We start from the raw sequence: 21,649 nt of genomic DNA on the forward strand, positions 1-21,649 counted from the left end.
TAGAGGGGAGCGTCTCAGAACAGCGTGGTGAGGTCGTCCTCGGTGAGTCGCCTGGTCAGGCCGGGGTGGTTGTTGCGGATCGAGCCGACCTCGTCGGGCACCGGGTGGATGCGCAGCTCGCCGGGCGGTGGCGGGGTGAGGTCGGCGCTCTCGGCATGGGGGTCGAGCCAGGCGTCCCAGCGGTCGGGGCCGAGGTACAGCGGCATCCGCTCGTGGACGGGGGCGAGCAGCGGTTCTGCGGCGGTGGTGACGACGGTGCAGGTGACCAGCCAGGCGTCCGGGTGGTCGGCGGGGACGTCCCGGTTGCGCCAGAACTCGTACAGGCCGGCCAGCGCCGGCGGGGCGCCGTCGGCGCGGGAGACGAAGTAGGGGCGGCGGGGCGGGCGGGAGACGTCGTCGGTGGGCGCGGTCTGCCACTCTCCCCCAGCCTGGCGGCTGGGAGGTGCCCCCATTTCGCCGTCCACCGGTATCAGGCAGCGCCGCGAGGCGAAGGCCTGCCGGTAGGCGGGCTTCTCGTGGACGGTCTCCGCCCGCGCGTTGATCATCTTCACCGCGGTGTCCGGACTGCTCGCCCAGGCCGGCACCAACCCCCAGCGCAGCACCCGCAGTTGACGCACCGGCCGGCGCTCGCCGCGCGGCGCCCGGTCCAGCACGGCGAACGCGGACGCGGTGGGTGCGACGTTCCAGCTGGGGGCCAGCGTCTCGGTGGGATCCCACTGCCGGACCCCGAAGTGCCGGACCAGGTCGGCGGGGTCGGTGGAGGAGGCGAAGCGGCCGCACATGCCGTTCAGCTTGCCAGAGCCTGCCTGCCCGCAGAACCGGCGGCTACCGGCCGCCCGTCCTTCCGTGAAACGCTGCCCGCCCGAACGACGGTGATCGGAGGCCCACCGGAATGGACTTCGCACAACTGTGGGACCGGATGACGGCCGTACAGCCCGACCCGCCGACCTGGCTGGCGTGGGGCGCCGCGGCGGCGGCGCTGCTGGCGGTGGCGCTGCGCCCGCTGTGGCGGCTGAGCCGCACCGTGGTGACCATCGCGCACGAGGGCGGGCACGGCGTGATGGCGCTGCTGACCCGCCGCCGGCTCTCCGGCATCCGCCTGCACTCGGACACCTCCGGGCTGACGGTCACCTCCGGGCGGCGGACCGGGCCGGGCGTGGTGCTGACCTTCGCGGCCGGCTACCCGGCGCCCTCGCTGCTCGGCCTGGGCGGGGCGGGACTGCTGGCGGCGGGCCGGATCACCGCGCTGCTGTGGATCGGCATCGCACTGCTGGCGGCGATGCTGCTGACCCTGCGCAACCTGTTCGGCGTGCTGGCGGTGCTGGCGACCGGGGGCGCGTTCCTCGGGGTGTCCTGGTACGGGGACGCCGAGTGGCAGGGCGCGTTCGCCCACCTGGGCGTGTGGTTCCTCCTGCTGGCCGGGGTGCGTCCGCTCGTCGAGCTGTTCTCCACCCGGCGGCGCGGCGACGCGCCCGGCTCGGACGCCGACCAGTTGGCCGGGCTCACCGGCGTACCCGCGACGGCCTGGCTGGCGCTGTTCCTGGTGGTGGCGCTGGTCTGCCTGGGGCTCGGGGCGGCCTGGCTGCTGCCCCGGTAGCGGGGCGCGGCCTCATAGACTGGGCGACATGACCGACTCCCTGTGGCCCGCTCCCGTCGCCACCGCCGCCGTGGACGCGACTGTGACGATCCCCGGCTCGAAGTCCGCGACCAACCGCGCGCTGGTGCTGGCCGCCCTCGCCGACGGCCCGGGCTGGGTGCGCCGCCCGCTGCGCAGCCGCGACTCGCAGCTGATGGCGGACGGCCTGCGGGCCCTGGGCGTGACGGTCGAGGAGACGGTGAACGAGGCGTCCGGCGGCACCGGCGGCGGCGAGGCCTGGCGGGTCATCCCGGCCGAGCGCCTGCGCGGCCCGGCCCAGGTGGACGTCGGCAACGCCGGCACGGTGATGCGCTTCCTGCCGCCGCTGGCCACCCTCGCGGACGGCCCGGTGCACTTCGACGGCGACCCGCGCAGCCACGAGCGCCCGCAGCACGGCGTGATCGACGCGCTGCGCACCCTCGGCGCCCGGATCGACGACGGCGGGCGTGGCGGCTTCCCGCTGACCGTGCACGGCACCGGCGCGCTGGACGGCGGCCCGGTGGAGGTGGACGCCTCGTCCTCCTCGCAGTTCATCTCGGCGCTGCTGCTGTCCGGCGCCCGCTTCAACAACGGCGTGGAGATCCGCAACGTGGGCGCCACGGTGCCCTCGCTGCCGCACATCCGGATGACCGTCGACATGATCCGCAAGGCCGGCGGCCAGGTCGACGCCCCCGAGGACGGCGGCGAGAAAGACGTCTGGCGGGTCACCCCGGGTGCGCTGCTCGGCCGCGACCTGGTGGTCGAGCCGGACCTGTCCAACGCCGCCCCGTTCTTCGCCGCGGCCCTCGCCACCGGCGGCCGGGTCGTCGTCCGGGACTGGCCCAAGCACACCTACCAGCCCGGCGACCAGCTCCGCGAGATCTACACCGCGATGGGCGGCTCCTGCCAATTCGTGGACGAGGGGTTGGAGTTCACCGGCACCGGCAAGATCCACGGCATCGAGGTGGACCTGCACGATGTCGGCGAGCTGACCCCGGTGATCGCCGCCGTCGCAGCCCTCGCCGACTCCGAGTCCCACCTGTACGGCATCTCCCACCTGCGGCTGCACGAGACCGACCGGCTCGCCGCGCTCGCCAAGGAGATCAACGACCTGGGCGGCGACGTCTCGGAGACCGAGGACGGTCTGCGGATCCGCCCCCGCCCGCTGCACGGCGGTGTCTTCCACACCTACGAGGACCACCGGCTGGCCACCGCCGCCGCCGTCCTCGGCCTGGTGGTGGACGGCGTCCTGGTGGAGAACGTGGCGACCACCGCGAAGACCCTGCCGGACTTCCCGCAGATGTGGGCCGACCTCCTCGGCCAGGGCTGACGGGGGATCACGAGCATGCGCCGCTACGGCAAGGACGCCGACGAGGACGACATCCGCAGCCGCCCGGGCCGCCGGGGCTCCCGCCCCCGCACCCGCATCCGGCCCAAGCACGAGGACGCCGCCGAGGCGATGATCCTCACCGTGGACCGGGGCCGGATGACCTGCCTGGTCGACAGCGGAACCAAGGACGAACGCCTGGTCACCGCCATGAAGGCCCGCGAACTCGGCCGCAAGGGCGTGGTCGTCGGCGACATCGTCAACCTGGTCGGCGACCTCTCCGGGGCCCCCGACACGCTGGCCCGGATCGTCCGGGTCGAGGAACGCACCTCGGTGCTGCGCCGCACCGCGGACGACGACGACCCGTACGAGCGGATCGTGGTCGCCAACGCCGAACAGCTGGCCATCGTCACCGCGCTCGCCAACCCGGAGCCCCGCCCCCGGCTGATCGACCGCTGCCTGGTCGCCGCGTACGACGCCGGCATGGAGCCGCTGCTGGTGCTCACCAAGTCCGACCTGGCGCCCGCCGACGAGCTGCTGGAGTCGTACGCGGCGCTCGGCATCGACTACGTGGTGACCCGGCACGACGAGCTGGCCACCACCGGCGCGGAGGCCGTCCGGGAGTACCTGCGCGGGAGGACCACCGTGTTCATCGGGCACTCCGGCGTCGGCAAGACCACCCTGGTCAACGCGCTCGTCCCGGACCAGCAGCGGACCACCGGCCACGTGAACGCCGTCACCGGCCGCGGCCGGCACACCACCGTCTCCGCGCTCGCCCTGCGGCTGCCCCCGCCGCCCGGCGTGAAGCCCGGCTCCCGCAAGGCCCTCGACCCGGGCTGGGTGATCGACACCCCCGGCTTCCGGTCCTTCGGCCTGTCCCACATCGACCCGTCCCGGGTCATCCACGCCTTCCCGGACCTGGAACCCGGCACCGAGGACTGCCCGCGGGCCTGCTCGCACGACGAACCGGACTGCGCCCTGGACGCCTGGGTCGCCGACGGCCACGCCGAACCGGCCCGGCTCTACTCGCTGCGCCGCCTGCTCGCCACCAAGGAAGCCCACGAGGGGGACTGAGAGTTCACTGGACCGACGAGTCGCCCGGCCCTGCCCACTGGGTAACGATAGGAAGGTCACACCGTCCTATCTGACAGGGAGTCAACCCGATGGCATGGGCCATGGTGATCCTCGCCGGTCTGCTGGAAACGGGATTCGCGGTCAACCTCAAGCTCAGTCACGGCTTCACCAAGCTCTGGCCCACCATCAGCTTCTGCCTCTTCGCGCTCGGCTCCTTCGGCCTGCTCACCCTCTCCCTGAAAACCCTCCCGGTGGGCAGCGCCTACGCGGTGTGGACCGGCATCGGCGCGGCCGGCACCGCCTTGTACGGAATCATCTTCCTCGGGGAGTCCTCCTCCACCCTCAAACTGGTCTCGGTGAGCCTGGTCATCGCAGGTGTGATCGGACTTCAGCTCAGCGGCTCGGGACACTGAGTCCGCTAGGGTTCGGGGCATGGCCGACTACCACGACGATCTCCGACTCGCCCACGTCCTCGCCGACTCGGCCGACTCGGTCACCATGGAGCGCTTCAAGGCGCTCGACCTCAAGGTCGAGACCAAGCCCGACCTGACCCCGGTCAGCGACGCCGACAAGGCCGCCGAGGAACTCGTCCGCTCCGTCCTGCAACGAGCCCGGCCCCGCGACGCGGTGATGGGCGAGGAGTACGGCCTGCAGGGCTCCGGCCCGCGCCGCTGGGTGATCGACCCGATCGACGGCACCAAGAACTACGTCCGCGGCGTCCCGGTCTGGGCCACCCTGGTCGCCCTCCTCGAGGAACAGCCCGACGGCGAACACGCCCCCGTCGTCGGCATCGTCTCCGCCCCCGCCCTCGGCCGCCGCTGGTGGGCCGCCAAGGGACTCGGCGCGTTCGCCGGCCGCAGCCTCGCCAAGGCCCAGCGCATCCACGTCTCCAAGGTCTCCCGCCTCGCCGACGCCTCGCTCTCCTTCTCCTCCCTCAGCGGCTGGGAGGAACGCGCCCGCCTCGACGCCTTCCTCGACCTCACCCGCAAGTGCTGGCGCACCCGGGCCTACGGTGACTTCTGGTCCTACATGATGGTCGCCGAGGGCGCCGTCGACATCGCCGCCGAACCCGAACTCTCCCTCTGGGACATGGCCGCCCCCTGCATCGTCGTCCAGGAAGCCGGCGGCCGCTTCACCGGCCTCGACGGCATCGACGGCCCCTCGGGCGCGGACGCGGTCGCCACCAACGGCATCCTCCACGAGGCGGCGCTGCGCTCACTGAGCCTGTAGGCAGGGGGGCGCGAGCGGGGAGAGCGCAACCAGGGGCGCGGGGAACTGCGCGAAGGGGAACGCACCCACCAGCAAGATCGCGACGCAGGACAATGACTTGCACGTGATCGCGACCTTGCGGACGTGATGTGCGCTTGTCGCACAGTTCCCCGCGCCCCCGGTTTCGCGCCCGCCTGCTCTCGCGCCCGATTACGCGCTGAGCTCCGCTGTCATCGCCTCCAGCAACCGCCCCGCCCGCTCCGCGACCTCCGCCGGCCCGTACTCCGTCGCCCGCTTGCACCAGTTCTCGGCCTGCACCGTCTCCCCCCGGCGAAGGGCCAGCAGCGCCAGCCTGAGCGCGGCCCGCCCGTGCCCCGCGTCCGCCGCCCGCGTGTACCAGAGCATCGCCTCGGCCTCGGAGTCCTGACGGGCCAGCAGCAGCCCGAGGTTGAAGGCGGCGCTGCGGCTCCCGCCCTCCGCCGCCCGCCGGTACCAGCTCTCGGCGATCTGCAGCGCGCCCCGTTCCGCGGCGCGGACGCCCATCCGGACCTGCGCCCGCAGGTGCCCCGCGTCCGCCGCGACCGCGTACCAGTGTTCGGCGTCCGCGTCGGCGTCCCCGCGCCGGTCCAGGAGTGAGGCGAGCCGGAACGCGCCCTCCGCGGAGCCGCCTTCCGCGGCCTGCCGGTAGCGGTCGAGCGCCCCGGCGAGGTTGCCTCGCTGTTCCTGGACGACGGCGAGTTGGAGCGCGGCCTCGCCGTGCCCCTCGGCGGCGGCGCGGGCGTACCACTCCTGGGCCTGCCGGGTCTCGCCGCGGCCGGCGTGCAGCACGCCGAGGTTGAACGCGCCATCGACGGAGCCGGCTTCGGCGGCCTTGGAGAACCAGGGTTCGGCTCCGGATTCGTCGCCGCGCTGGAGCAGCATGACGGCGAGCGCGTTGCAGGCTTCGCGGTGGCCGGCGTACGCGGCGCGGCGGTACCACTGTTCGGCCTGGGTGTCGCGGCCGACGCCGGCGCACAGCAGGCCGAGGTTGAAGGCGCCGTTGTGGTCGCCGGCGTCGAGCGCGGCGCGGTACCAGCGTTCGGCGACGGCGTCCTCGCCGCGGCCGGCGTGCAGCGCGCCGAGCGCATTGGCGGCGGCGGCGTCGCCGGCTTCGGCGGCCTCCTGCCACCATTCGGCGGCGGCGGTGGGGTCGCCGGCGTCGCGGAGCAGGAAGCCGAGCGCGCAGGCGGCGCGGGCTTCGCCGTTCTGCGCGGACTGCCGGTACCAGCGGGCGGCTTCGTCGAGGTCGCCGCGGGCTTCGAGCAGCACGCCGAGGCGCAGCGCGGCGCGGGCGTGGCTGCGGGCGGCGGCGGTGCGGTACCAGGTTTCGGCGGTGTCCTTGTCGCCGGCGGCTTCGCGCATCCGGGCGAGGCGGTAGGCGGCTTCGCGGTGGCCGGTGTCGGCGGCGGCCTTGAACCAGCGTTCGGCGCGGACGTCGCGGCGGTGTTCCATCAGGTCGCCGAGGGCGTACGCGCCGAGCGGGTGGCCCTGTTCGGCGGCGAAGTGCAGCCAGTACTCGGCGGCTTCCTCCTCGCCCTGGTCGCGCAGTTGCAGGCCGAGGGCGTGCGCGGCGGGTGCCGAGCCGGCGACGGCGGCCTGCCGCCACCACTGGCCGGCTTCGGCCCGGTGGCCCTGCTGGTGGAGCAGCACGCCGAGGTTGTTGGCGGCGGCGCGCAGGCCCGCGGCGGCGGCGGTGCGCAGGTAGGGTTCGGCGTCCTGGAGGTCGCCGCGGCGCAGCAGCAGGGCGCCGAGCTGGCTGGCGGCGCCGGGGTCGCCGGCGTCGGCGGAGCCGCGGTGGCGGGCTTCGAGGGCGGCCTGTTCGCGGGCGGCGAGGGCGGTTTCGAAGCTGTCGGTGCCGTCGTCGCTCTCCAGCAGGTCGCGGGCGGAGGCGGTGGCGACGACCTGGTCGGCGGTCAGGTGAACGAGGCTGTCGGGGCCGTAGCCGGACGCGGCGAGGCGGCCGCCGGCGGTGATGCGCTGTGCGGGCAGGCTGCCGCCCGGCCGGCGGGCGCGTCGGGCACCGGTGTCACTGTCCGTGGTGCTGCTGGCCGCCGGTCGTTCTCCCGTTCCGTTCCTTCCGATGAGTTTCATGCCGACTCCAGCTCCCCCCGAGTGTCGCGGCATTCGCCCCCGGCCGTCGGCCCGGGACGGGTCCCCCAGGGGTCACGCCGGATCGGACGGCCTGTCAATGGCCGTGCCGCGTCCCCCTCGTGGTCCATCGTCGCATCACCCGCAACCCTCGTACACCTGCTCCGTCCGTTTTGGCGGAGCGGGGCCGAAGCCCGGCGAGATTGCTTCAGCGCTTTGTCGATTTCCCGACACTGAGCCCCACAAACCCCGGCCACGCATCGTACCGGAGTCGATCAACACTCGATGCACACAAGGGCGAAGGCCCGAAGGGCGAATCCCTCCGGGCCTCCGTGGCGGAGCTGATGACGTTCGGTCAGCTGACGCCGAAGTCGTCTGCCTGGTAGGCACCCTGGCCGTACCAGCCGTGCACCCAGATGGTCACCGAGGTGACCGAGGCGCCGGTGGTGAACTTGGTGGACAGCTGCGTCCACGCGCTCCCGCCGGGGGTCCAGGTCGAGCTGTCCGCGCCGGAGCCGGTGACGCCCAGGTAGGTGTAGTTGCCCTTCACCCACGCGGACAGCGTGTACGTGGTGTTCGGCTTGACCGTGACGGTCTGCTGGCACTGCGCGGTGTCATTGGCACTGGCGTTGCCCTGCAGCGCGTACGAACCGGTGTGACCGCCGCCGACCACGCTGCCGCCGCCGCCCGCGCAGCTCCAGGGGCTGAGCGCGCCGGACTCCAGACCGGGGTTGGCGACGATCCCGCCGCCACCGGGGCCACTCGGCGAGGAGGACGGACTGCCGGACGGGGAGCCGCTCGGCGAGGAGGACGGGGAGCCGCTCGGTGAGGTGGACGGCGAGGGGCCGCTGCTGGTGCTGCTGCTCGCGCTCGGCGAGGGCGAGGTCGGCGGCGCGGGGCAGTTGGCGGCCGAGCCGTTGGTCGCCGTCACCAGCGAGTTCAGCAGCACCGCGTTCGGGTCGTCGTACAGCGAGAACACGAAGGAGCCGCCGAGCCCGTTGCAGTGCGCGTAGTCCATCTTGGCCTGGATGGACCTGGTGTTCTCCCCGGACCAGAAGTTGGTGCCCTCGTAGAAGTAGGCGGCCTGCGAGGCCGGGTCCCAGTAGGTGTCGTTGGCGTTGTCGACGACACCCAGCAGTTCCTTGTACATCCGCACCCCGGCCACGTTGCCGGAGTTCGGCGCCCCCTGCGCGGGCCCACTGGCCGGTTGGAACAGCCCGTGGTTGGCGCCGGCCGCCACGCCCGTCCAGCCGCGGTAGTACAGCGGGACGCCCATGTTCAGCTTGTTGGCCGGGAAGCCGCCGGGGATGCCGTACGAGGGGTCGCCGACCGTGTAGGCCTTGATCGCCTCGTCGATGGAGTACTTGGCGTTGCCCGGCGGGATGTTGTTCGACGGGTCACCGGGGTTCTGGTAGATCGGTGTCTGATGGTTGGTCGGGCCCTGCGTCTCCCAGCCGCCGTGCATGTCGTACGTCATCGGGTCGCCGAAGGTCAGGTACTGGGCGATCTTGTCGGTCTCGACGTGCTGGATCTTGTCCTGGCCGGCGGGCAGCGCGGCGCTCAGTGCGTAGGTCTTGCCGTCGGCGGCGCCCTGGGCGTTGAGCTCGCTGCGGAACTCGGCGAGCAGTGCGGTGAAGTTCTGCTTGTCGTTCGGGGAGGAGTGGTTGCCGGTGTGGCCGCCGCCGCCCGGATACTCCCAGTCGATGTCGAAGCCGTCGAAGATGCCCTTGCCGGTGCCGGGGCCGCCGTAGCCGCCCTGGGCGGGCAGATTGCCCTTGATGAATATGTCGACGCAGGAGGAGACGAACTTCTTGCGGGAGGCGTCGGTGGCGGCCGCGTCGGAGAAGTACTTGGAGTACGTCCAGCCGCCGATCGACAGCAGCACCTTCAGCTTCGGGTACTTGGCCTTCAGTTCCTGGAGCTGGTGGAAGTTGCCGGCCAGCGGCTGGTTCCAGGTGTCGGTGGAGTTGTCGACGCTGTTGCCGTTGGCGAAGGTCTTCGCGTAGTCGGCGTAGTAGTCGCCCGCGCCGTCGCCGGCGTTCGGGTTGTTCTCGTCCTGGGAGGCCGCCGAGTTGGCTTCGAAGCAGGTCAGGTTGGTGGGGTCGATGTTGGCGAAGTCGTACAGCAGGTAGTCGAGTTTCCCGGCCATGCCGTTGGTGTCGACGTTCTTCAGGTAGTAGGCGTTCTGGTAGATCGACCACTGGTCGAAGTAGGCGATCTTCAGGCCGCCGCTGGTGGCGGGGGCGCCGGTGGTGTTGGACGGTCCGGCGGTCGCGGTGGGGGCTCCCAGCAGCGACATCGCCCCGGCGAGCAGGGTGGCGGCCGCGGCGGTGACGGCCCAGATCCTTCTGTTGTTGCGGTGCATGCGGATGTGCCTCTCCTGTCACGTGGGGATGCAGGAACGCCGTCGGACACCCGGTCGGGGAGCGGCAGACGGGGGCAGAACACGGTCGATGCCCGGATCGGGCATGCGTTGCAGCACCACGAGGCGGGCGGTGGGGGCCGCCCGTCATGGGCACGACCCAGATTGGACTGGACCACTGGGGGTGTCAATCGGGTCTGCACCAAGGAATGGCAAAGGCCCGGAGGCTGATGCCTCCGGGCCTTTCGCTACTGAGTAGCGGGGACAGGATTTGAACCTGCGACCTCTGGGTTATGAGCCCAGCGAGCTACCGAGCTGCTCCACCCCGCGTCGGTGAAACCACTGTAGCACGATCACGGGGTGGAACATCAAATCGGTTTTCCCAGCTCAGCCGGTGGGCGACGCCCCCGGCGAACCTGACGGCGCGCCGGACGGCGCCGGCGCAGCACCGCCCGAGCCGTTCTTCGGCTCGGCCGCCAGCGCGGCGTCCAGCGCCTTCTGCAGCGCCTGCTGGGCCTGGCCGTACGCCGCCCAGTCGCCGTTCTTCAGAGCGGTCTGACCGTCGGTGAACGCCTTCTGGGCGTCCGCCAGCGCCTTCGCCAGCGCCGGGTTGTCGCCCGGCGTGGGCGTCGTCGGCGGGGTCGGCGTGGTGCTGCCGCCCGGATCGGCGGGGGCGGTCGGGGTGGTGGCCCCGGCGCCGGCCGAGCCGAGCACCTTGGTCAGCGCCTTGTCCAGGGTGTCCTCCAGCGCCACGTTGTGGTCGCCGTACACCGCCAGCACCTTCTTCAGCACCGGCACCTTCGCGCCGCGCGCCACCAGGTACACCGGCTCGACGTTGAGGATGCCGCCGCCGACCGGCAGGGTCAGCAGGTTGCCGTACACCACGTCCGAGTCGGCGCCGTTGCGCAGCAGGGTCAGCTGGTGGGCGACGTCGGTGTCGGAGTTGAACTTCGCCTGGGTCAGCGCCGGGCCGAGCGCGCCCGATTCGGAGGTGATCCGCAGGATCCGCAGCTTGCCGTAGTCCGGGCCCGGGTCGGCGTCCGCGGTCATGAACGCGGCCAGGTTCTTCCGGCCCGAGGGCACGAACGAGGTGGTCAGCGAGAAGCTGGCCTTCTTCGCGTCCGGCATCCGCACCGTCAGGTAGTACGGCGGCTGCACCTCGTCGGCGTTGACGGTCGGGTCGACCGGCACCTCCCAGATGTCAGTGCCGTTGAAGAACGCCGTGGCGTCCGTCATGTGGTACATCCCGAGCAGGTCGCGCTGCACCTTGAACATGTCCTGCGGGTAGCGCAGGTGCGGCAGCAGCGTGTCCGGGATGTCCGCCTTCGGCTGGACGGTGCCCGGGAACGCCTTCATCCAGGTCTTCAGCACCGGGTCGGACTCGTCCCACTGGTAGAGCGTCACCTCACCGGTGTACGCGTCGACCGTGGCCTTCACCGAGTTGCGGATGTAGTTGACCTCGTTGACGGCGGTCAGGGTGCGGCCGCGCTGGTCGGTCAGCGAGTCCTTGGTGGCATCGCCGAGCACCGTCTTGGACGAGAACGGGAAGCCGTCGGAGGTGGTGTAACCGTCCAGCACCCACACCAGGCGGCCGTTCTCCACCACCGGGTACGGGTCGGCGTCGATCGACAGCCACGGCGCGACCTTCTCCACCCGCTCCTTCGGGGTGCGGTCGTAGAGGATCTTCGCGCCGTCCTTGATCGCCCCGGAGTAGAGGATCTGCGGCTCGGCGAACTTCACCGCGTACGCGGCCCGGGTCAGCGGGTTGTCCAGCGAGACGCCGCTGCCGCCGGTGTACTGGTACGTCCGGTCGGGGTCGGAGTCCCGGGTGTAGTCGATCTCGTCCATGCCGGGGCCGACGATCGAGTACGTGCTGGACTTCTCGCCGTAGTACACCCGCTGCTGGTAGTCGCCCAGCGCCCCGGTGGTCGGCAGCGACTGCTGGGTGTAGACCGGGTTGCCGTTGGCGTCCACCTGGTTGCCCTTGGCGGCGACCACGCCGTACCCGTGGGTGTACTTGAAGTGGTCGTTGATGAAGTTGCGCTGCTGCACGCCCGTCAGGTCCAGCTCACGCACGCCCAGCACGGTGTCCTGGTCGCCGTACCGGTCCACGTCCAGGGTCTTCGGGAACGCGTAGTACTGGCGCAGCGCCTGGTTCTGCTGGAACGTCGGCGACACCACGTTCGGGTCCAGCAGCCGGATGTCGGCCACGGTCTGCGCGTCCTGCTTCAGCTTCTCCGCGTCCGGGGTGACGGTCGGCGAGTACTGGTCCGGCTGAACGTCGGCGATGCCGTAGGCCTGCCGGGTCGCGTCGATGTTCCTCTGGATGTACGCGGTCTCCTTGGCCTGCTCGTTCGGCTTGACCTGGAACTGCTGCACGATCGCCGGGTACAGCCCGCCGACCAGCACCGCCGACAGCGCCATCAGCCCGAAGCCGATCAGTGCCGGCGCCCAGGTCCGCCGCACCGGCGTCAGGAAGAACAGCACCGCGCAGATGATCGCCACGAAGAACAGGATCGTCTTGGCCGGCAGGAACGCGTTCGCGTCCACGTAGCGCAGACCCGTCCAGCCCTCGACGCCCTTGTACGACTCGCTCTTCACCGCCAGCGCGTACCGGTCCAGCCAGTACGCCACCGCCTTCAGCAGCACGAACACGCCCAGCAGCACGGCCAGATGACCCTGCGCCCCGGCACTCGCCCGACGGCCCGGGCCCTGCAGCCGAAGGCCGCCGTACAGGTAGTGCACGGCCGTCGCCGCCAGCAGCGACACGATCACCGCGCTGAACGCGAAGCCCAACAGGAACTCGTACCACGGCAGTTCGAACGCGTAGAACGAGACGTCCAGGTGGAACTGCGGGTCCTTCTGCCCGAACGAGGTGCCGTTGATCCACAGCATCCACGTCCGCCACTGCGCGCCCGCGGCCGCGCCGGCCGCCAGGCCGACCAGCAGCGACAGCCCGATCAGCAGCCACTTGCGGAACGGCGCCACGCCCATCCGGTAGCGGTCCAGGCTCTGTTGCTCCACCGACATCGCCGCCAACGGCGGCCGCAGCCGGTACGCCAGCCACAGGTTGAACCCGACCACCAGCGCCATCAGCAGCCCGAACACCGCGAACAGGCCGATCTTCGCGCCCAGTTGCGAGGTGAACACCGAGCCGTACTTGACCGACTTGAACCACAGCCAGTCGGTCCACAGGCCGGCGAACATGACGAACAGCAGGAACAGTGCCGCCAGCACGCCGACCGTCAGCAGCAGCACCTTCGTCCGGCGCGGCGGCGGCCCGACTCTCGCTCGGAAACCCGGATCGGAACGATCCGGCATCTGGAAGGTCAAGACGCCACCTCAGCTGTTGTTGTCGTTGGGGATGACGGTGCCGCGCCGTGGACGGGCGGACACCGGACTCCAATGCAACTTAAACAGTCTTTACCGGAGTTCCCGGACACTGCGTCGGAGTTGGAGACGGCCCCCCCGGACATGTGAGGATGGCCCCATGTCCGACTCCCCTGACCTGACCTCCGCCGCCTCCGGCATGCCCGCCGCCACCCCCCTCACCCGGGCCGCGCTGGAGATCGACGAGCACGCCGCCACCCTCGGCTGGGACAACCCCGCCCGCCTGTTCGCCCTGGTCGACAACGCCCAGATGCGCAAGGCCAATCCGCGGCTCGCCACCCAGCTCGGCCTGGACGAGAACCCGACCGGCCTCACCCCGGTCGAACAGGAGGAGATCCCGCCGGGCACCGAACTCGACCGCTTCCTGGGCACCATCGCCTGGCCCGACGGCGTGGTCGGCTGCGCCCTGGTCGTCGAACGGCTCATGCTCCCGCCCGGCGCCGAATCCTCCCGCCCGAAGAACGCCACCGAGCAGGAGATCAACGACTGGGTCGCCGGCCACCCCCAGCGCCAGGAAGTCCGCATCACCGCCGCCGTCCTGCGCGACGGCGCCCGCGAGGTCGCACTGCGCCTGCGCGAGAAGGACATCGCCCGCGAGGTCCTCACCGGCCCCGACCTGGTCCCCAACCTCACCCAGGCCCTCCTCGCCACCTTCCAGTAACGAGAGGGTGCGAAACCAGGGAGAGCACCACCAGGGGCGCGGGGAACTGCGCGAAGGGGAACGCACCCGTCAGCAAGATCGCGACACAGGACAATGACCTGCACTTGATCGCGACCTTGCGGAGCAGTTCCCCGCGCCCCTGGTGGTGCAGCCCGCTGCATTTCGCGCCCCGCGTTTCGCGTCAGCGGTTGCAGCTGGGCAGCGCCGCCTTCTCCCCGCTCCGGATGGAGTCGAGGGCCTTGACCGCCCCCGCGAGGTTGTCGACCTTGACCAGCGTGAGGCCGGAGGGCGTGCCCTTCGTTGCCTCGGCGCAATTCTCGGCGGGGGTGAAGAAATACTCGGCGCCCTTGTCCCGCGCGGCGATCAGCTTCATCTGGATGCCACCGATCGGCCCGACCGTGCCGTCGTCGTCGATGGTGCCGGTGCCCGCCACGAACTTGCCGCCGGTGAGGTCGGTGGGGGTGAGCTTGTCGACGATGCCGAGCGCGAACATCAGGCCGGCGCTCGGGCCGCCGACGTCCTGCAGGCCAATGTCGATCTTGAACGGGTAGACGTGGTCGACGCCGGGCGTGATGCCGACGATGGCCCGGTCCTCGCCCTCCGCCTTGCCGGTGGTGATGGAAACCTGCACCTGGTCGGCAGGGTTCGGCGTCGGGCCGGTCTTGGCGTGCGGGATCACCGTGAAGACGGTGGTCTCGCCGGGCTTGTGCTTCATCACCTGCTCGGCGACCTGGGTCCGGCTGGTGATCGCCGTCCCGTCCACCGCGACGATCTGGTCGCCGGCGTGCAGCTTGCCTTCGGAGGGGCCGCCGGAGGTCACCGAGGAGACGATGATCTGCGTGGTGACCGGGATGTCCAGCTGCTTCAGCGCGGCGGTCTTCGCGCTGTCCTCGGAGGAGGCGAACTCCTCCGCGTTCTGCTGCTGGGCCTCCTGGTCGGTCTGGCCCTTCGGGTACACGTTGTCGTGCGGCACCACCAGCACGTCGCCGCGCATCCAGCCGACGATCGCGGAGATCAGGCTGGGCTGGTAGTTCGCCCCGGTGACCTGGACCGTGGTCATGTTGAGGTGGCCGCTGGTCGGGTAGGTGTCGCGTCCGGTGATGGTGATCACCGGGGTGCCGGTCTTGTCCTGCACGCCGAGGGTGTTGTACGTCGGCCCCGGGCTCATCTCGGTGTACGGCACCTTCATCAGGACCGAGGCACAGAGCAGGCCTATCAGCAGCAGGGTGGCGGCGAGCATCGTCGCCGATCGGCGTGGCATGGCACGACAGTACGGGAAGTCCGGGCCGCGATGCACCGCTGTGCGGCCCGCCGATCTGCCCCGCCAGTGCCTCCCGCGAGGCTATTTGCCGCCGGAGCGTCCGCTGCCGGTGCTGCGTTCCATCGCGGCACGGAAGCGTTCGTGTTCGGCGAGCGAGGACGGGTCGGTGATGGAGCGCGGCGGTCGTGCCGCCCATCCCGCCCACACCGAGGCCAGTAGTCCGGCCACTACAGGAATGATCAACCAGGCAAGCGCAGCCATTTTCGAACTCCCCACAGGCTCGTCATGCGTATCAGCAGATTAGCCGCCTACCGGAGGAACGGCGCGTGCGGTGTCCGAGTTACGGTACGGCGTGGCGCGCCCACCGTTCCGAGATACCCCCGAACGGGGAACGAGCGGGGCGCGGAGCGGACACGGGTGGTCAGCAGGACCCCGATCCGACCCATTCCTCCTCGCCGTCGGCGAAAACCTGGTGTTTCCAGATCGGCACCTCGTGCTTGAGGTCGTCGATCAGCCGCCGAGAGGCCTCGAACGCCTCGCCGCGGTGCGGGCAGGAGACCGCGACGATCACCGCGATGTCGCCGATCTCCAGCCGGCCGGTGCGGTGCACCGCCGCCAGCGCCCGGACCGGGAAGTCCGCACAGACCTTCTCGGCGATCCGGCGCAGCTCCCGCACGGCGGTCGGGTGGGCGCTGTACTCCAGCGCCGCGACCGCCTTCCCGCCGTCGTGGTCGCGCACCGTGCCGACGAACAGCGTGGTGCCGCCCGCCGCGTCGTCACCGACCGCCGCGTGCACCTCGTCCAGGGAGAGCGGCGTCTCACGAACGGCGAGCAGCCGGATCGGGTCGTGGTTCTCGGACATGGCCCCCATCATTCCGCATCCGAGCGGGGCCCCGGCAGCGGGTTTCGCACCGCGGAACGGCCGTCCGCGGTGCGAGGGAGCCAGGTCAGATCCGGCGGTGCTTGCGGGCCCGGCGGACCAGCGCCGCCGTGCCGATCAGCGCCACCGTGGCACCGGCCGCGCCCAGGCTGGTGGCGGCCTCCTTGCCGCCCAGCCGGCGCCCGGCCACGGCGTGCTTGCCGGACACCTGGGCGAGCAGTTCGGCCAGCACCTCCTCGTTGGTGTGCTTGGGCCGCCAGCCCGCCTCGTGCAGCCGGCTGCCGGAGACCACCCACGGGTACATGGTGTAGGCGAGATCACCGGCCGGGGCCGGAGTCAGGCCGAGGCGGTGCAGCCGGGCGGCGGTGCCCAGGGCCAGCGAGGCGGGCAGTTCCATCCGGCGGATCCCGGACAGCTCCTCCACGTCCTCCTGCTCCAGCCAGCCGTCGCAGCCGACCGTCACCTCGCCCTCGACCAGGCCGAGCGCCGCGTACTCCAGCGCCGAGGTCAGGTCGTCCAGGTGGCAGAACTGCCAGCACGGGCGGGAGCCGGCCACCACCAGCAGGCGCGGGGCCTCGAAGTGGCGGGTGAGCACGGTGTCGATGCCGGGGCCGACCACCACGGCCGGACGCAGCACGGTGATCTGCAGCCCGGGGTGGGCGCGCGGGGCGCGGCGGGCGAGCCGTTCGATCTCCAGCAGGTCGCCGACCAGCGAGGCCTCCTCGGTGGCCCGCAGTTCGGAGTCCTCGGCGAGCGGGACCTCGTTGTCGGCCAGCGCCCCGTAGACCATCGCGGAGGTGCACAGCACCACGCGGTGCACGCCGGCGGCGGCCGCGGCGGTCAGGACGGTCTGGGCGCCGCGCACGTTGTAGGCGCTGCGGGTGCGCGGGTCGGACTCCATGCCGAGGTCCATCGCCAGGTGCACCACCACGTCCACGCCGGACAGCCGCTCGGCCACCGCCGGGTCGCGCACGTCCAGCACCCGCCAGTGCACGCCGGGGACTTCGCCGCGGCGGTCGTCCACCGCGAGCACCCGGCGCACGTGCGGGGAGCTCACCAGGCGCTGGGCGACGCGCTCGCCGAGCACGCCCGCGGCGCCGGTGACGGCCACGGTGAGCGGTTTGCCGCCGTAGGCTGGAGGCGGCGAACCGGCGTCGGCCGGCACGTCCTCGCCCTCGGTCAGCCCAGAGCGAACGTCCGAAGGCGGGGAACTCACCGGCCATCCTCCACGGTTAGCTTAAGTGCGTACGTACGAGTGTCACGCACTGTCCATCCTGCCCGAGGCTCGGCCCCAGCGGTGCACCCGGCGCGGTCGGCCGCGAGACCATTGAAACCTCCCGGAGCCTCCGGGCAACAGAATTTCCCGCCACACCCGCGTGACGGCCGATCAGATCGAGGACCCCGTGAGCGACCTCCCCTTCGGATTCGGCGTTCCCCCCGAGGAGCCCGAGGACGGCAAGAACAAGGGCAAGAAGGACGGCGAGCAGGGCGACTCGACCCCGCAGCCGTTCGGCTTCGGCAACGGAAACCCCTTCGGGGCGCTGTTCGGCATGGGCGGCGCCGGCGGGGCGGGCGGCGACAACCCGTTCGCCGCGATGATGGGCGGCTTCAACCCCAACGACCTGGGCGCGGCGTTCCAGCAGCTCGGGCAGATGCTCTCGTTCGAGGGCGGCCCGGTGAACTGGGAGCTGGCCAAGAACATCGCCCGGCAGACCGTGGTCGCCGAGCAGCCCGAGGGGAAGACCAAGGACCGCTCGGTGGGCGCCGCCGAGCGCACCGCCGTGGTCGAGTCGGTCCGGCTGGCCGACCTGTGGCTGGACTCGGCGACCGAGTTCCCGTCCACCTCCTCGACGGCCGTGGCGTGGAGCCGCGCCGAGTGGATCGAGGCCACCCTGCCGGTGTGGAAGGACCTGGTCGACCCGGTCGCCGAGCGGGTCGGCAACGCCATGGGCGGCGTGCTGCCCGAGGAGATGCAGGCCGTGGCCGGGCCGCTGATGGGCATGATGCGCTCCATGGGCGGCGCCATGTTCGGCACCCAGATCGGGCAGGCGCTCGGCGCGCTGGCCGCCGAGGTGCTCGGTTCCACCGACGTCGGCCTGCCGCTCGCCCCCGCCGGGAAGGCCGCGCTGCTGCCGCAGAACATCGCCGAGTTCGGCGACGGGCTGAACGTGCCCGCCGAGGAGGTCCGGCTCTACCTGGCCCTGCGCGAGGCCGCCCACCAGCGGCTGTTCGCCCACGTGCCGTGGCTGCGGGCGCACCTGTTCGGCGCCGTCGAGGCGTACGCGCGCGGCATCAAGGTCGACACCTCGCGGATGGAGGAGCTGGTCGGCCAGCTCGACCCGAGCAACCCGGAGGCCCTGCAGGACGCACTGGCCGGCGGCCTGCTGCAGCCCGAGGACACTCCCGAGCAGAAGGCCGCCCTGGCCCGGCTGGAGACCGCCCTCGCCCTGGTCGAGGGCTGGGTCGACGCCGTGGTGCACGCCGCCGCCACCCCGCACCTGCCGCACGCCGCCGCGCTGCGCGAGACGCTCCGCCGCCGCCGCGCCACCGGCGGCCCCGCCGAGCAGACCTTCGCCACCCTGGTCGGCCTGGAACTGCGCCCGCGCCGCCTGCGCGACGCCTCCCGCCTGTGGGCCTCGCTCGCCGACGCCCGCGGCGTCGAGGGCCGGGACGCGCTGTGGAGCCACCCCGACATGCTGCCCACCGCCGCAGACCTGGACGACCCGGACGGCTTCGTGCACCGCGACACCACCGCCGAGGCCGAGGGCGGCTTCGACTTCGACGCGCTGAACAGGCTGCTCGGCGAGGCCGCGGGCGGCGGCGCCGGGAAGCCCGACCTGACCAAGGGCGACGCCGGGTCCGCTTCCGACTCCGACAAGTCCACCTCCGGCGAGGATTCCGGCAAGGATTCCGGCAAGGACGAGGACGGCCGGGAGGGCGACGCCAAGTGACGTCGCTGCACACCGACGCCGTCCGCGCGCTGACCGACTGGGCGCCCGACGACGGCGGCCAGCAGGAGCTGCGCCGCGACTACCTGGCGCACCTGGCGGCCCACCCCGACGGCCTGTGGCGGGCCTGCCTGCCCGGACACATCACCGCCAGCGCGCTGGTGGTCGACCCGGCCGAGGGACGGGTGCTGCTGACGCTGCACCCCAAGGTCGGGAGGTGGCTGCAGATGGGCGGCCACTGCGAGCCCGGGGACGGGACGCTGGCCGCGGCGGCGCTGCGCGAGGCGGTCGAGGAGTCCGGCATCGCCGAACTGGAGCTGCTCGCGGTCGGCGGCCGCACCACGCCGGTGAAGCTGGACCGGCACCACGTGCGCTGCATGGGCAAGGACCGGCCGGAGAACATCCACCTGGACGTGCAGTACGTCGCCCTCGCCCCGGCCGGAGCGCGCGAGCTGATCAGCGAGGAGTCGCTGGATCTGCGCTGGTTCGGCTGGGACCAGTTGCCGGCCGACACCGACCGCTCGGTGCGGGACTTGGTGGCACGGGCCCGGGCGCTGGTCTGAGCCACTCGCTCTCGACCCCCGCGGGCCCTGAAGGGTCCGGCGGGGGTCGTCGTGCGTCGGGCGGACGTCAGGTGTTCCGGGCGCCGGGGATGTGCGGCAGCCGGGCGGCGGAGGCGACGCCCTCCAGGTAGCCGCGGGCCCGCTCGGTGCGGGGGTAGGCGTCCAGCAGGGCCCAGAACCGGGGGCCGTGGTCGGGCACCAGCAGGTGGGCGAGCTCGTGCAGCAGCACGTAGTCCACCACGTACTCGGGCATGCCCTGGAGGCGGTGGGAGAGCCGGATGGTGCGCTCGCTGGGGGTGCACGATCCCCAGCGGGAGTTCTGGTTGGTCACCCAGCGGACCTGCTCGGGCTCGGCGCGGCCGCCCAGGTACAGCCCGGACAGTTCGGCGGCCCGGGCCTGCAGGGCCTCGTCGCCGAGCACTCGGCGCTTCTCCTGCGCGGCCAGCTTGTCGAGCATCTGCGCCACCCAGCGCTGTTCCTCGGCGTGCGACATCCGGGCCGGGATCAGCACCACGGTGCGGTCGCCCTCGCGGTAGGCGGAGACGGTGCGGCTGCGGCGGGCGCTGCGGCGCACCTCGACCTTGCTGCGGTCGATGGCCCGCTCGGGGCCGCGGGCCCGGTCGGCCTCGGTGCTGACATGCGCACCGGGCGCCGCGGTCGTGGACCCGGAGGCTGCCCGGGCACGCCGACGCGACGCCGACCGATGGGAGTCGCGTTCGGCTGCCATGGCATGGACGTTACCCCGTCCTCGCGACAGAAGTCCGGCACCGGGACGGCGCGGCCCCGGGGACCACCCGGGCGCGTTGTCCACAGGCTGTGCACGGTGATGACCGGATTTTCGGTACGGGCCTGTGGACAACGCGCTTTCGTGTCCGGAAGGTCGCGGGCAAGCTGCGGTCACCAGTTGATCCGACGCCTCGACCGGGACGCCGGAGACCGACGCTTGGAGGACCGACATGCGCCCCGTGATCAAGCCCGCCCTGTCCCGGCTCTGGCGGGAGAAGCAGACCCTGCAGTTCGGCACCGTCCGGCGGCACGCCCGCCTGATCGAGGGCGTCGACCGCAAGCTGGCGATGTTCCTGGAACTGATCGACGGCACCCGGGACGGGCCCTCGGTGGTCGCCGCCGGTAAGCGGCTCGGCCTGAGCGCCGAGTACTGCCAGGGCATGCTCGACTCGCTCGCCCGGAGCGAACTGCTGGACGACACCGAGGCCTTGAGCAGGGTGCTGGAGCTGTACCCGCCGGCCCGCCGCGAGTTGCTCGGGCCCGACCTCGCCTCGCTCTCCCTGGTGCACCCCGCCCCCGACGAGGCCGCCGCCGTGGTGCAGGGCCGTGCCACGGCCCGGGTCGAGGTGCGCGGTGCGGGGCGGGTCGGCGCGGCCGTCGGCACCGCACTGGCCGCCGGCGGCATCGGCGAGGTCGCCGTGCTCGACCGCGGCCGGGTCACCGTCCGGGACTGCGCACCCGGCGGCTTCCCTCCGGGGGATGTCGGGCGGCTGCGCGCCACCGCCGCCCGCGAGTTGGTGCACCGCGCCGTCGGCGCCCCGGTCGGCGAGCGCTACCGGCGCCCGCCCGCCACTCCCCCACCGCCCACCCTGGTGGTGCTCGCCCCGCGGGACGGCTCCGCCGCGTACACCGGCGCCGCGGTCGACGCCCAGGAGTTGATGCGCGCCGGCATTCCGCATCTCTACACCGGGGTGCTCGAACACCTCGGCGTGGTCGGCCCGTTGGTCGTCCCCGGGGCCTCCGCCTGCGGCAGCTGCGCCACCCTGGCCCGGCGGGACGAGGACGAGGCCTGGCCCCGGCTGCTCGCCCAGCTGATCGACGAGGGCCCCGGCCGTCCCCGTGCCCCGGCCTGCGACGGCGCGGTCGCCGCCTCCATCGCCGGTCTCGCCGCCCTGCACGTCCAGCTGTACCTGGACGGGGTGTTGCCGCCGAGTGTGGACGGCTGGTGCGAACTGTCCGCGGCCGACGGCATGGTGCGGCGGCTGCGGCTGCGCAGCCACCCCGACTGCGGTTGCCTGTGGCAGTCCGTCACACCCGCCCAAGCGGGCACAATGGCATAGGACATGCCTTCGGGCCCGTCCGGCGAGACTCAGCCGTTCCACCGCACGCCCCTTCCCGGTGCACCGCCTCCGGGGCGCGCGGCCCCGGCCGGGAGAAGCGCCGGACGGGCCCGGGAGTCCACGCACCACCGCCGGCGGGGGGCCGCCGGTCGGTCCGGCTGATCTG

General features: G+C 72.2%; 18 protein-coding genes and 1 tRNA gene. 9 read left to right on the forward strand and 10 right to left on the reverse strand.

What is annotated here, in order from left to right; genetic code table 11:
* Nucleotides 1–14: 14 nt before the first annotated feature.
* Nucleotides 15–782: an SOS response-associated peptidase gene (locus ACZ6R9_RS07735; protein WP_465537108.1), complete on the reverse strand. Its 768-nt coding sequence runs from the start codon at nucleotides 780–782 to the stop codon at nucleotides 15–17.
* Between the two features lie 110 nt (nucleotides 783–892).
* Between ACZ6R9_RS07735 and ACZ6R9_RS07740 the strand changes: the two genes are divergently transcribed.
* From ACZ6R9_RS07740 to hisN, 5 genes are all read left to right on the forward strand, one after another.
* On the forward strand, nucleotides 893–1,597 hold the full coding sequence (locus ACZ6R9_RS07740; RefSeq protein ID WP_380487319.1) for a M50 family metallopeptidase: 705 nt from the start codon (nucleotides 893–895) through the stop codon (nucleotides 1,595–1,597).
* A gap of 28 nt (nucleotides 1,598–1,625) precedes the next feature.
* Nucleotides 1,626–2,945 carry a 3-phosphoshikimate 1-carboxyvinyltransferase gene (gene aroA, locus ACZ6R9_RS07745; protein ID WP_465537110.1) on the forward strand — a complete coding sequence of 440 codons (1,320 nt, stop codon included), beginning with the start codon at nucleotides 1,626–1,628 and terminating at the stop codon, nucleotides 2,943–2,945.
* Nucleotides 2,946–2,960: 15 nt separating this feature from the next.
* Nucleotides 2,961–4,016 carry a ribosome small subunit-dependent GTPase A gene (gene rsgA, locus ACZ6R9_RS07750; RefSeq protein ID WP_380487323.1) on the forward strand — a complete coding sequence of 352 codons (1,056 nt, stop codon included), beginning with the start codon at nucleotides 2,961–2,963 and terminating at the stop codon, nucleotides 4,014–4,016.
* An 89-nt stretch (nucleotides 4,017–4,105) separates the two neighbouring features.
* Nucleotides 4,106–4,429 carry a DMT family transporter gene (locus ACZ6R9_RS07755; protein WP_380487325.1) on the forward strand — a complete coding sequence of 108 codons (324 nt, stop codon included), beginning with the start codon at nucleotides 4,106–4,108 and terminating at the stop codon, nucleotides 4,427–4,429.
* 19 nt (nucleotides 4,430–4,448) lie between these two features.
* Complete coding sequence (gene hisN, locus ACZ6R9_RS07760) at nucleotides 4,449–5,246, forward strand: histidinol-phosphatase (protein WP_380487327.1); 798 nt, start codon at nucleotides 4,449–4,451, stop codon at nucleotides 5,244–5,246.
* Between the two features lie 189 nt (nucleotides 5,247–5,435).
* Here hisN and ACZ6R9_RS07765 read toward each other — a convergent pair whose 3' ends face one another.
* The 4 genes from ACZ6R9_RS07765 to ACZ6R9_RS07780 form a co-directional block, all read right to left on the reverse strand.
* A complete protein-coding gene (locus ACZ6R9_RS07765) occupies nucleotides 5,436–7,355 on the reverse strand; it encodes a tetratricopeptide repeat protein (protein WP_465537112.1) in 1,920 nt (639 codons plus the stop codon).
* Between the two features lie 352 nt (nucleotides 7,356–7,707).
* Nucleotides 7,708–9,717 (reverse strand): glycosyl hydrolase family 18 protein, encoded by a 2,010-nt coding sequence (locus ACZ6R9_RS07770; protein ID WP_465537114.1) that lies wholly within the window; start codon nucleotides 9,715–9,717, stop codon nucleotides 7,708–7,710.
* Between the two features lie 253 nt (nucleotides 9,718–9,970).
* Nucleotides 9,971–10,044: transfer RNA gene (locus ACZ6R9_RS07775), tRNA-Met, on the reverse strand.
* A 57-nt stretch (nucleotides 10,045–10,101) separates the two neighbouring features.
* Nucleotides 10,102–13,035, reverse strand: coding sequence for a UPF0182 family membrane protein (locus ACZ6R9_RS07780; RefSeq protein ID WP_465537688.1), 2,934 nt, complete (start codon nucleotides 13,033–13,035; stop codon nucleotides 10,102–10,104).
* A gap of 169 nt (nucleotides 13,036–13,204) precedes the next feature.
* On the opposite strand from ACZ6R9_RS07780, the gene ACZ6R9_RS07785 reads away from it, so the two are divergent.
* Entirely contained in the window at nucleotides 13,205–13,765 is a 561-nt protein-coding gene (locus tag ACZ6R9_RS07785) for a PPA1309 family protein (protein WP_380487332.1), read from the forward strand.
* A gap of 181 nt (nucleotides 13,766–13,946) precedes the next feature.
* On the opposite strand, the gene ACZ6R9_RS07790 is transcribed toward ACZ6R9_RS07785, so the two are convergent.
* From ACZ6R9_RS07790 to ACZ6R9_RS07805, 4 genes are all read right to left on the reverse strand, one after another.
* On the reverse strand, nucleotides 13,947–15,026 hold the full coding sequence (locus ACZ6R9_RS07790; RefSeq protein WP_380487334.1) for a YlbL family protein: 1,080 nt from the start codon (nucleotides 15,024–15,026) through the stop codon (nucleotides 13,947–13,949).
* A gap of 81 nt (nucleotides 15,027–15,107) precedes the next feature.
* The gene (locus ACZ6R9_RS07795; protein WP_380487337.1) at nucleotides 15,108–15,287 is read right to left on the reverse strand and encodes a hypothetical protein; all 180 of its coding nucleotides are present in this window, start codon (nucleotides 15,285–15,287) and stop codon (nucleotides 15,108–15,110) included.
* A 160-nt stretch (nucleotides 15,288–15,447) separates the two neighbouring features.
* A complete protein-coding gene (locus tag ACZ6R9_RS07800; protein WP_465537116.1) occupies nucleotides 15,448–15,888 on the reverse strand; it encodes a molybdenum cofactor biosynthesis protein MoaE in 441 nt (146 codons plus the stop codon).
* An 85-nt stretch (nucleotides 15,889–15,973) separates the two neighbouring features.
* The gene (locus ACZ6R9_RS07805; RefSeq protein WP_465537118.1) at nucleotides 15,974–17,122 is read right to left on the reverse strand and encodes an NAD-dependent epimerase/dehydratase family protein; all 1,149 of its coding nucleotides are present in this window, start codon (nucleotides 17,120–17,122) and stop codon (nucleotides 15,974–15,976) included.
* Between the two features lie 187 nt (nucleotides 17,123–17,309).
* Here ACZ6R9_RS07805 and ACZ6R9_RS07810 point away from each other — a divergent pair, with 187 nt between their 5' ends.
* Together ACZ6R9_RS07810 and ACZ6R9_RS07815 are read left to right on the forward strand one after the other, a co-directional pair.
* Nucleotides 17,310–18,857, forward strand: a complete 1,548-nt coding sequence (locus ACZ6R9_RS07810; RefSeq protein ID WP_380487344.1) for a zinc-dependent metalloprotease — start codon at nucleotides 17,310–17,312, stop codon at nucleotides 18,855–18,857.
* The gene (locus tag ACZ6R9_RS07815) at nucleotides 18,854–19,417 is read left to right on the forward strand and encodes an NUDIX hydrolase (protein ID WP_465537120.1); all 564 of its coding nucleotides are present in this window, start codon (nucleotides 18,854–18,856) and stop codon (nucleotides 19,415–19,417) included. Before ACZ6R9_RS07810 ends, ACZ6R9_RS07815 begins: the two co-directional genes overlap by 4 nt.
* A gap of 67 nt (nucleotides 19,418–19,484) precedes the next feature.
* Here ACZ6R9_RS07815 and ACZ6R9_RS07820 read toward each other — a convergent pair whose 3' ends face one another.
* Entirely contained in the window at nucleotides 19,485–20,144 is a 660-nt protein-coding gene (locus ACZ6R9_RS07820; RefSeq protein WP_465537123.1) for a M48 metallopeptidase family protein, read from the reverse strand.
* A gap of 229 nt (nucleotides 20,145–20,373) precedes the next feature.
* On the opposite strand from ACZ6R9_RS07820, the gene ACZ6R9_RS07825 reads away from it, so the two are divergent.
* The gene (locus ACZ6R9_RS07825; RefSeq protein WP_380487350.1) at nucleotides 20,374–21,483 is read left to right on the forward strand and encodes a ThiF family adenylyltransferase; all 1,110 of its coding nucleotides are present in this window, start codon (nucleotides 20,374–20,376) and stop codon (nucleotides 21,481–21,483) included.
* Nucleotides 21,484–21,649: the final 166 nt, after the last annotated feature.

It is taken from the genome of Kitasatospora sp. NPDC048662, from assembly GCF_055587065.1.

Coding starts and splice junctions, on each gene's coding strand:
- ACZ6R9_RS07735 (WP_465537108.1), bottom strand. CDS start 782: ATGTGCGGCCGCTTCGCCTCCTCCACCGACCCCGCCGACCTGGTCCGG.
- ACZ6R9_RS07740 (WP_380487319.1), top strand. CDS start 893: ATGGACTTCGCACAACTGTGGGACCGGATGACGGCCGTACAGCCCGAC.
- aroA (WP_465537110.1), top strand. CDS start 1,626: ATGACCGACTCCCTGTGGCCCGCTCCCGTCGCCACCGCCGCCGTGGAC.
- rsgA (WP_380487323.1), top strand. CDS start 2,961: ATGCGCCGCTACGGCAAGGACGCCGACGAGGACGACATCCGCAGCCGC.
- ACZ6R9_RS07755 (WP_380487325.1), top strand. CDS start 4,106: ATGGCATGGGCCATGGTGATCCTCGCCGGTCTGCTGGAAACGGGATTC.
- hisN (WP_380487327.1), top strand. CDS start 4,449: ATGGCCGACTACCACGACGATCTCCGACTCGCCCACGTCCTCGCCGAC.
- ACZ6R9_RS07765 (WP_465537112.1), bottom strand. CDS start 7,355: ATGAAACTCATCGGAAGGAACGGAACGGGAGAACGACCGGCGGCCAGC.
- ACZ6R9_RS07770 (WP_465537114.1), bottom strand. CDS start 9,717: ATGCACCGCAACAACAGAAGGATCTGGGCCGTCACCGCCGCGGCCGCC.
- ACZ6R9_RS07780 (WP_465537688.1), bottom strand. CDS start 13,035: ATGCCGGATCGTTCCGATCCGGGTTTCCGAGCGAGAGTCGGGCCGCCG.
- ACZ6R9_RS07785 (WP_380487332.1), top strand. CDS start 13,205: ATGTCCGACTCCCCTGACCTGACCTCCGCCGCCTCCGGCATGCCCGCC.
- ACZ6R9_RS07790 (WP_380487334.1), bottom strand. CDS start 15,026: ATGCCACGCCGATCGGCGACGATGCTCGCCGCCACCCTGCTGCTGATA.
- ACZ6R9_RS07795 (WP_380487337.1), bottom strand. CDS start 15,287: ATGGCTGCGCTTGCCTGGTTGATCATTCCTGTAGTGGCCGGACTACTG.
- ACZ6R9_RS07800 (WP_465537116.1), bottom strand. CDS start 15,888: ATGTCCGAGAACCACGACCCGATCCGGCTGCTCGCCGTTCGTGAGACG.
- ACZ6R9_RS07820 (WP_465537123.1), bottom strand. CDS start 20,144: ATGGCAGCCGAACGCGACTCCCATCGGTCGGCGTCGCGTCGGCGTGCC.
- ACZ6R9_RS07825 (WP_380487350.1), top strand. CDS start 20,374: ATGCGCCCCGTGATCAAGCCCGCCCTGTCCCGGCTCTGGCGGGAGAAG.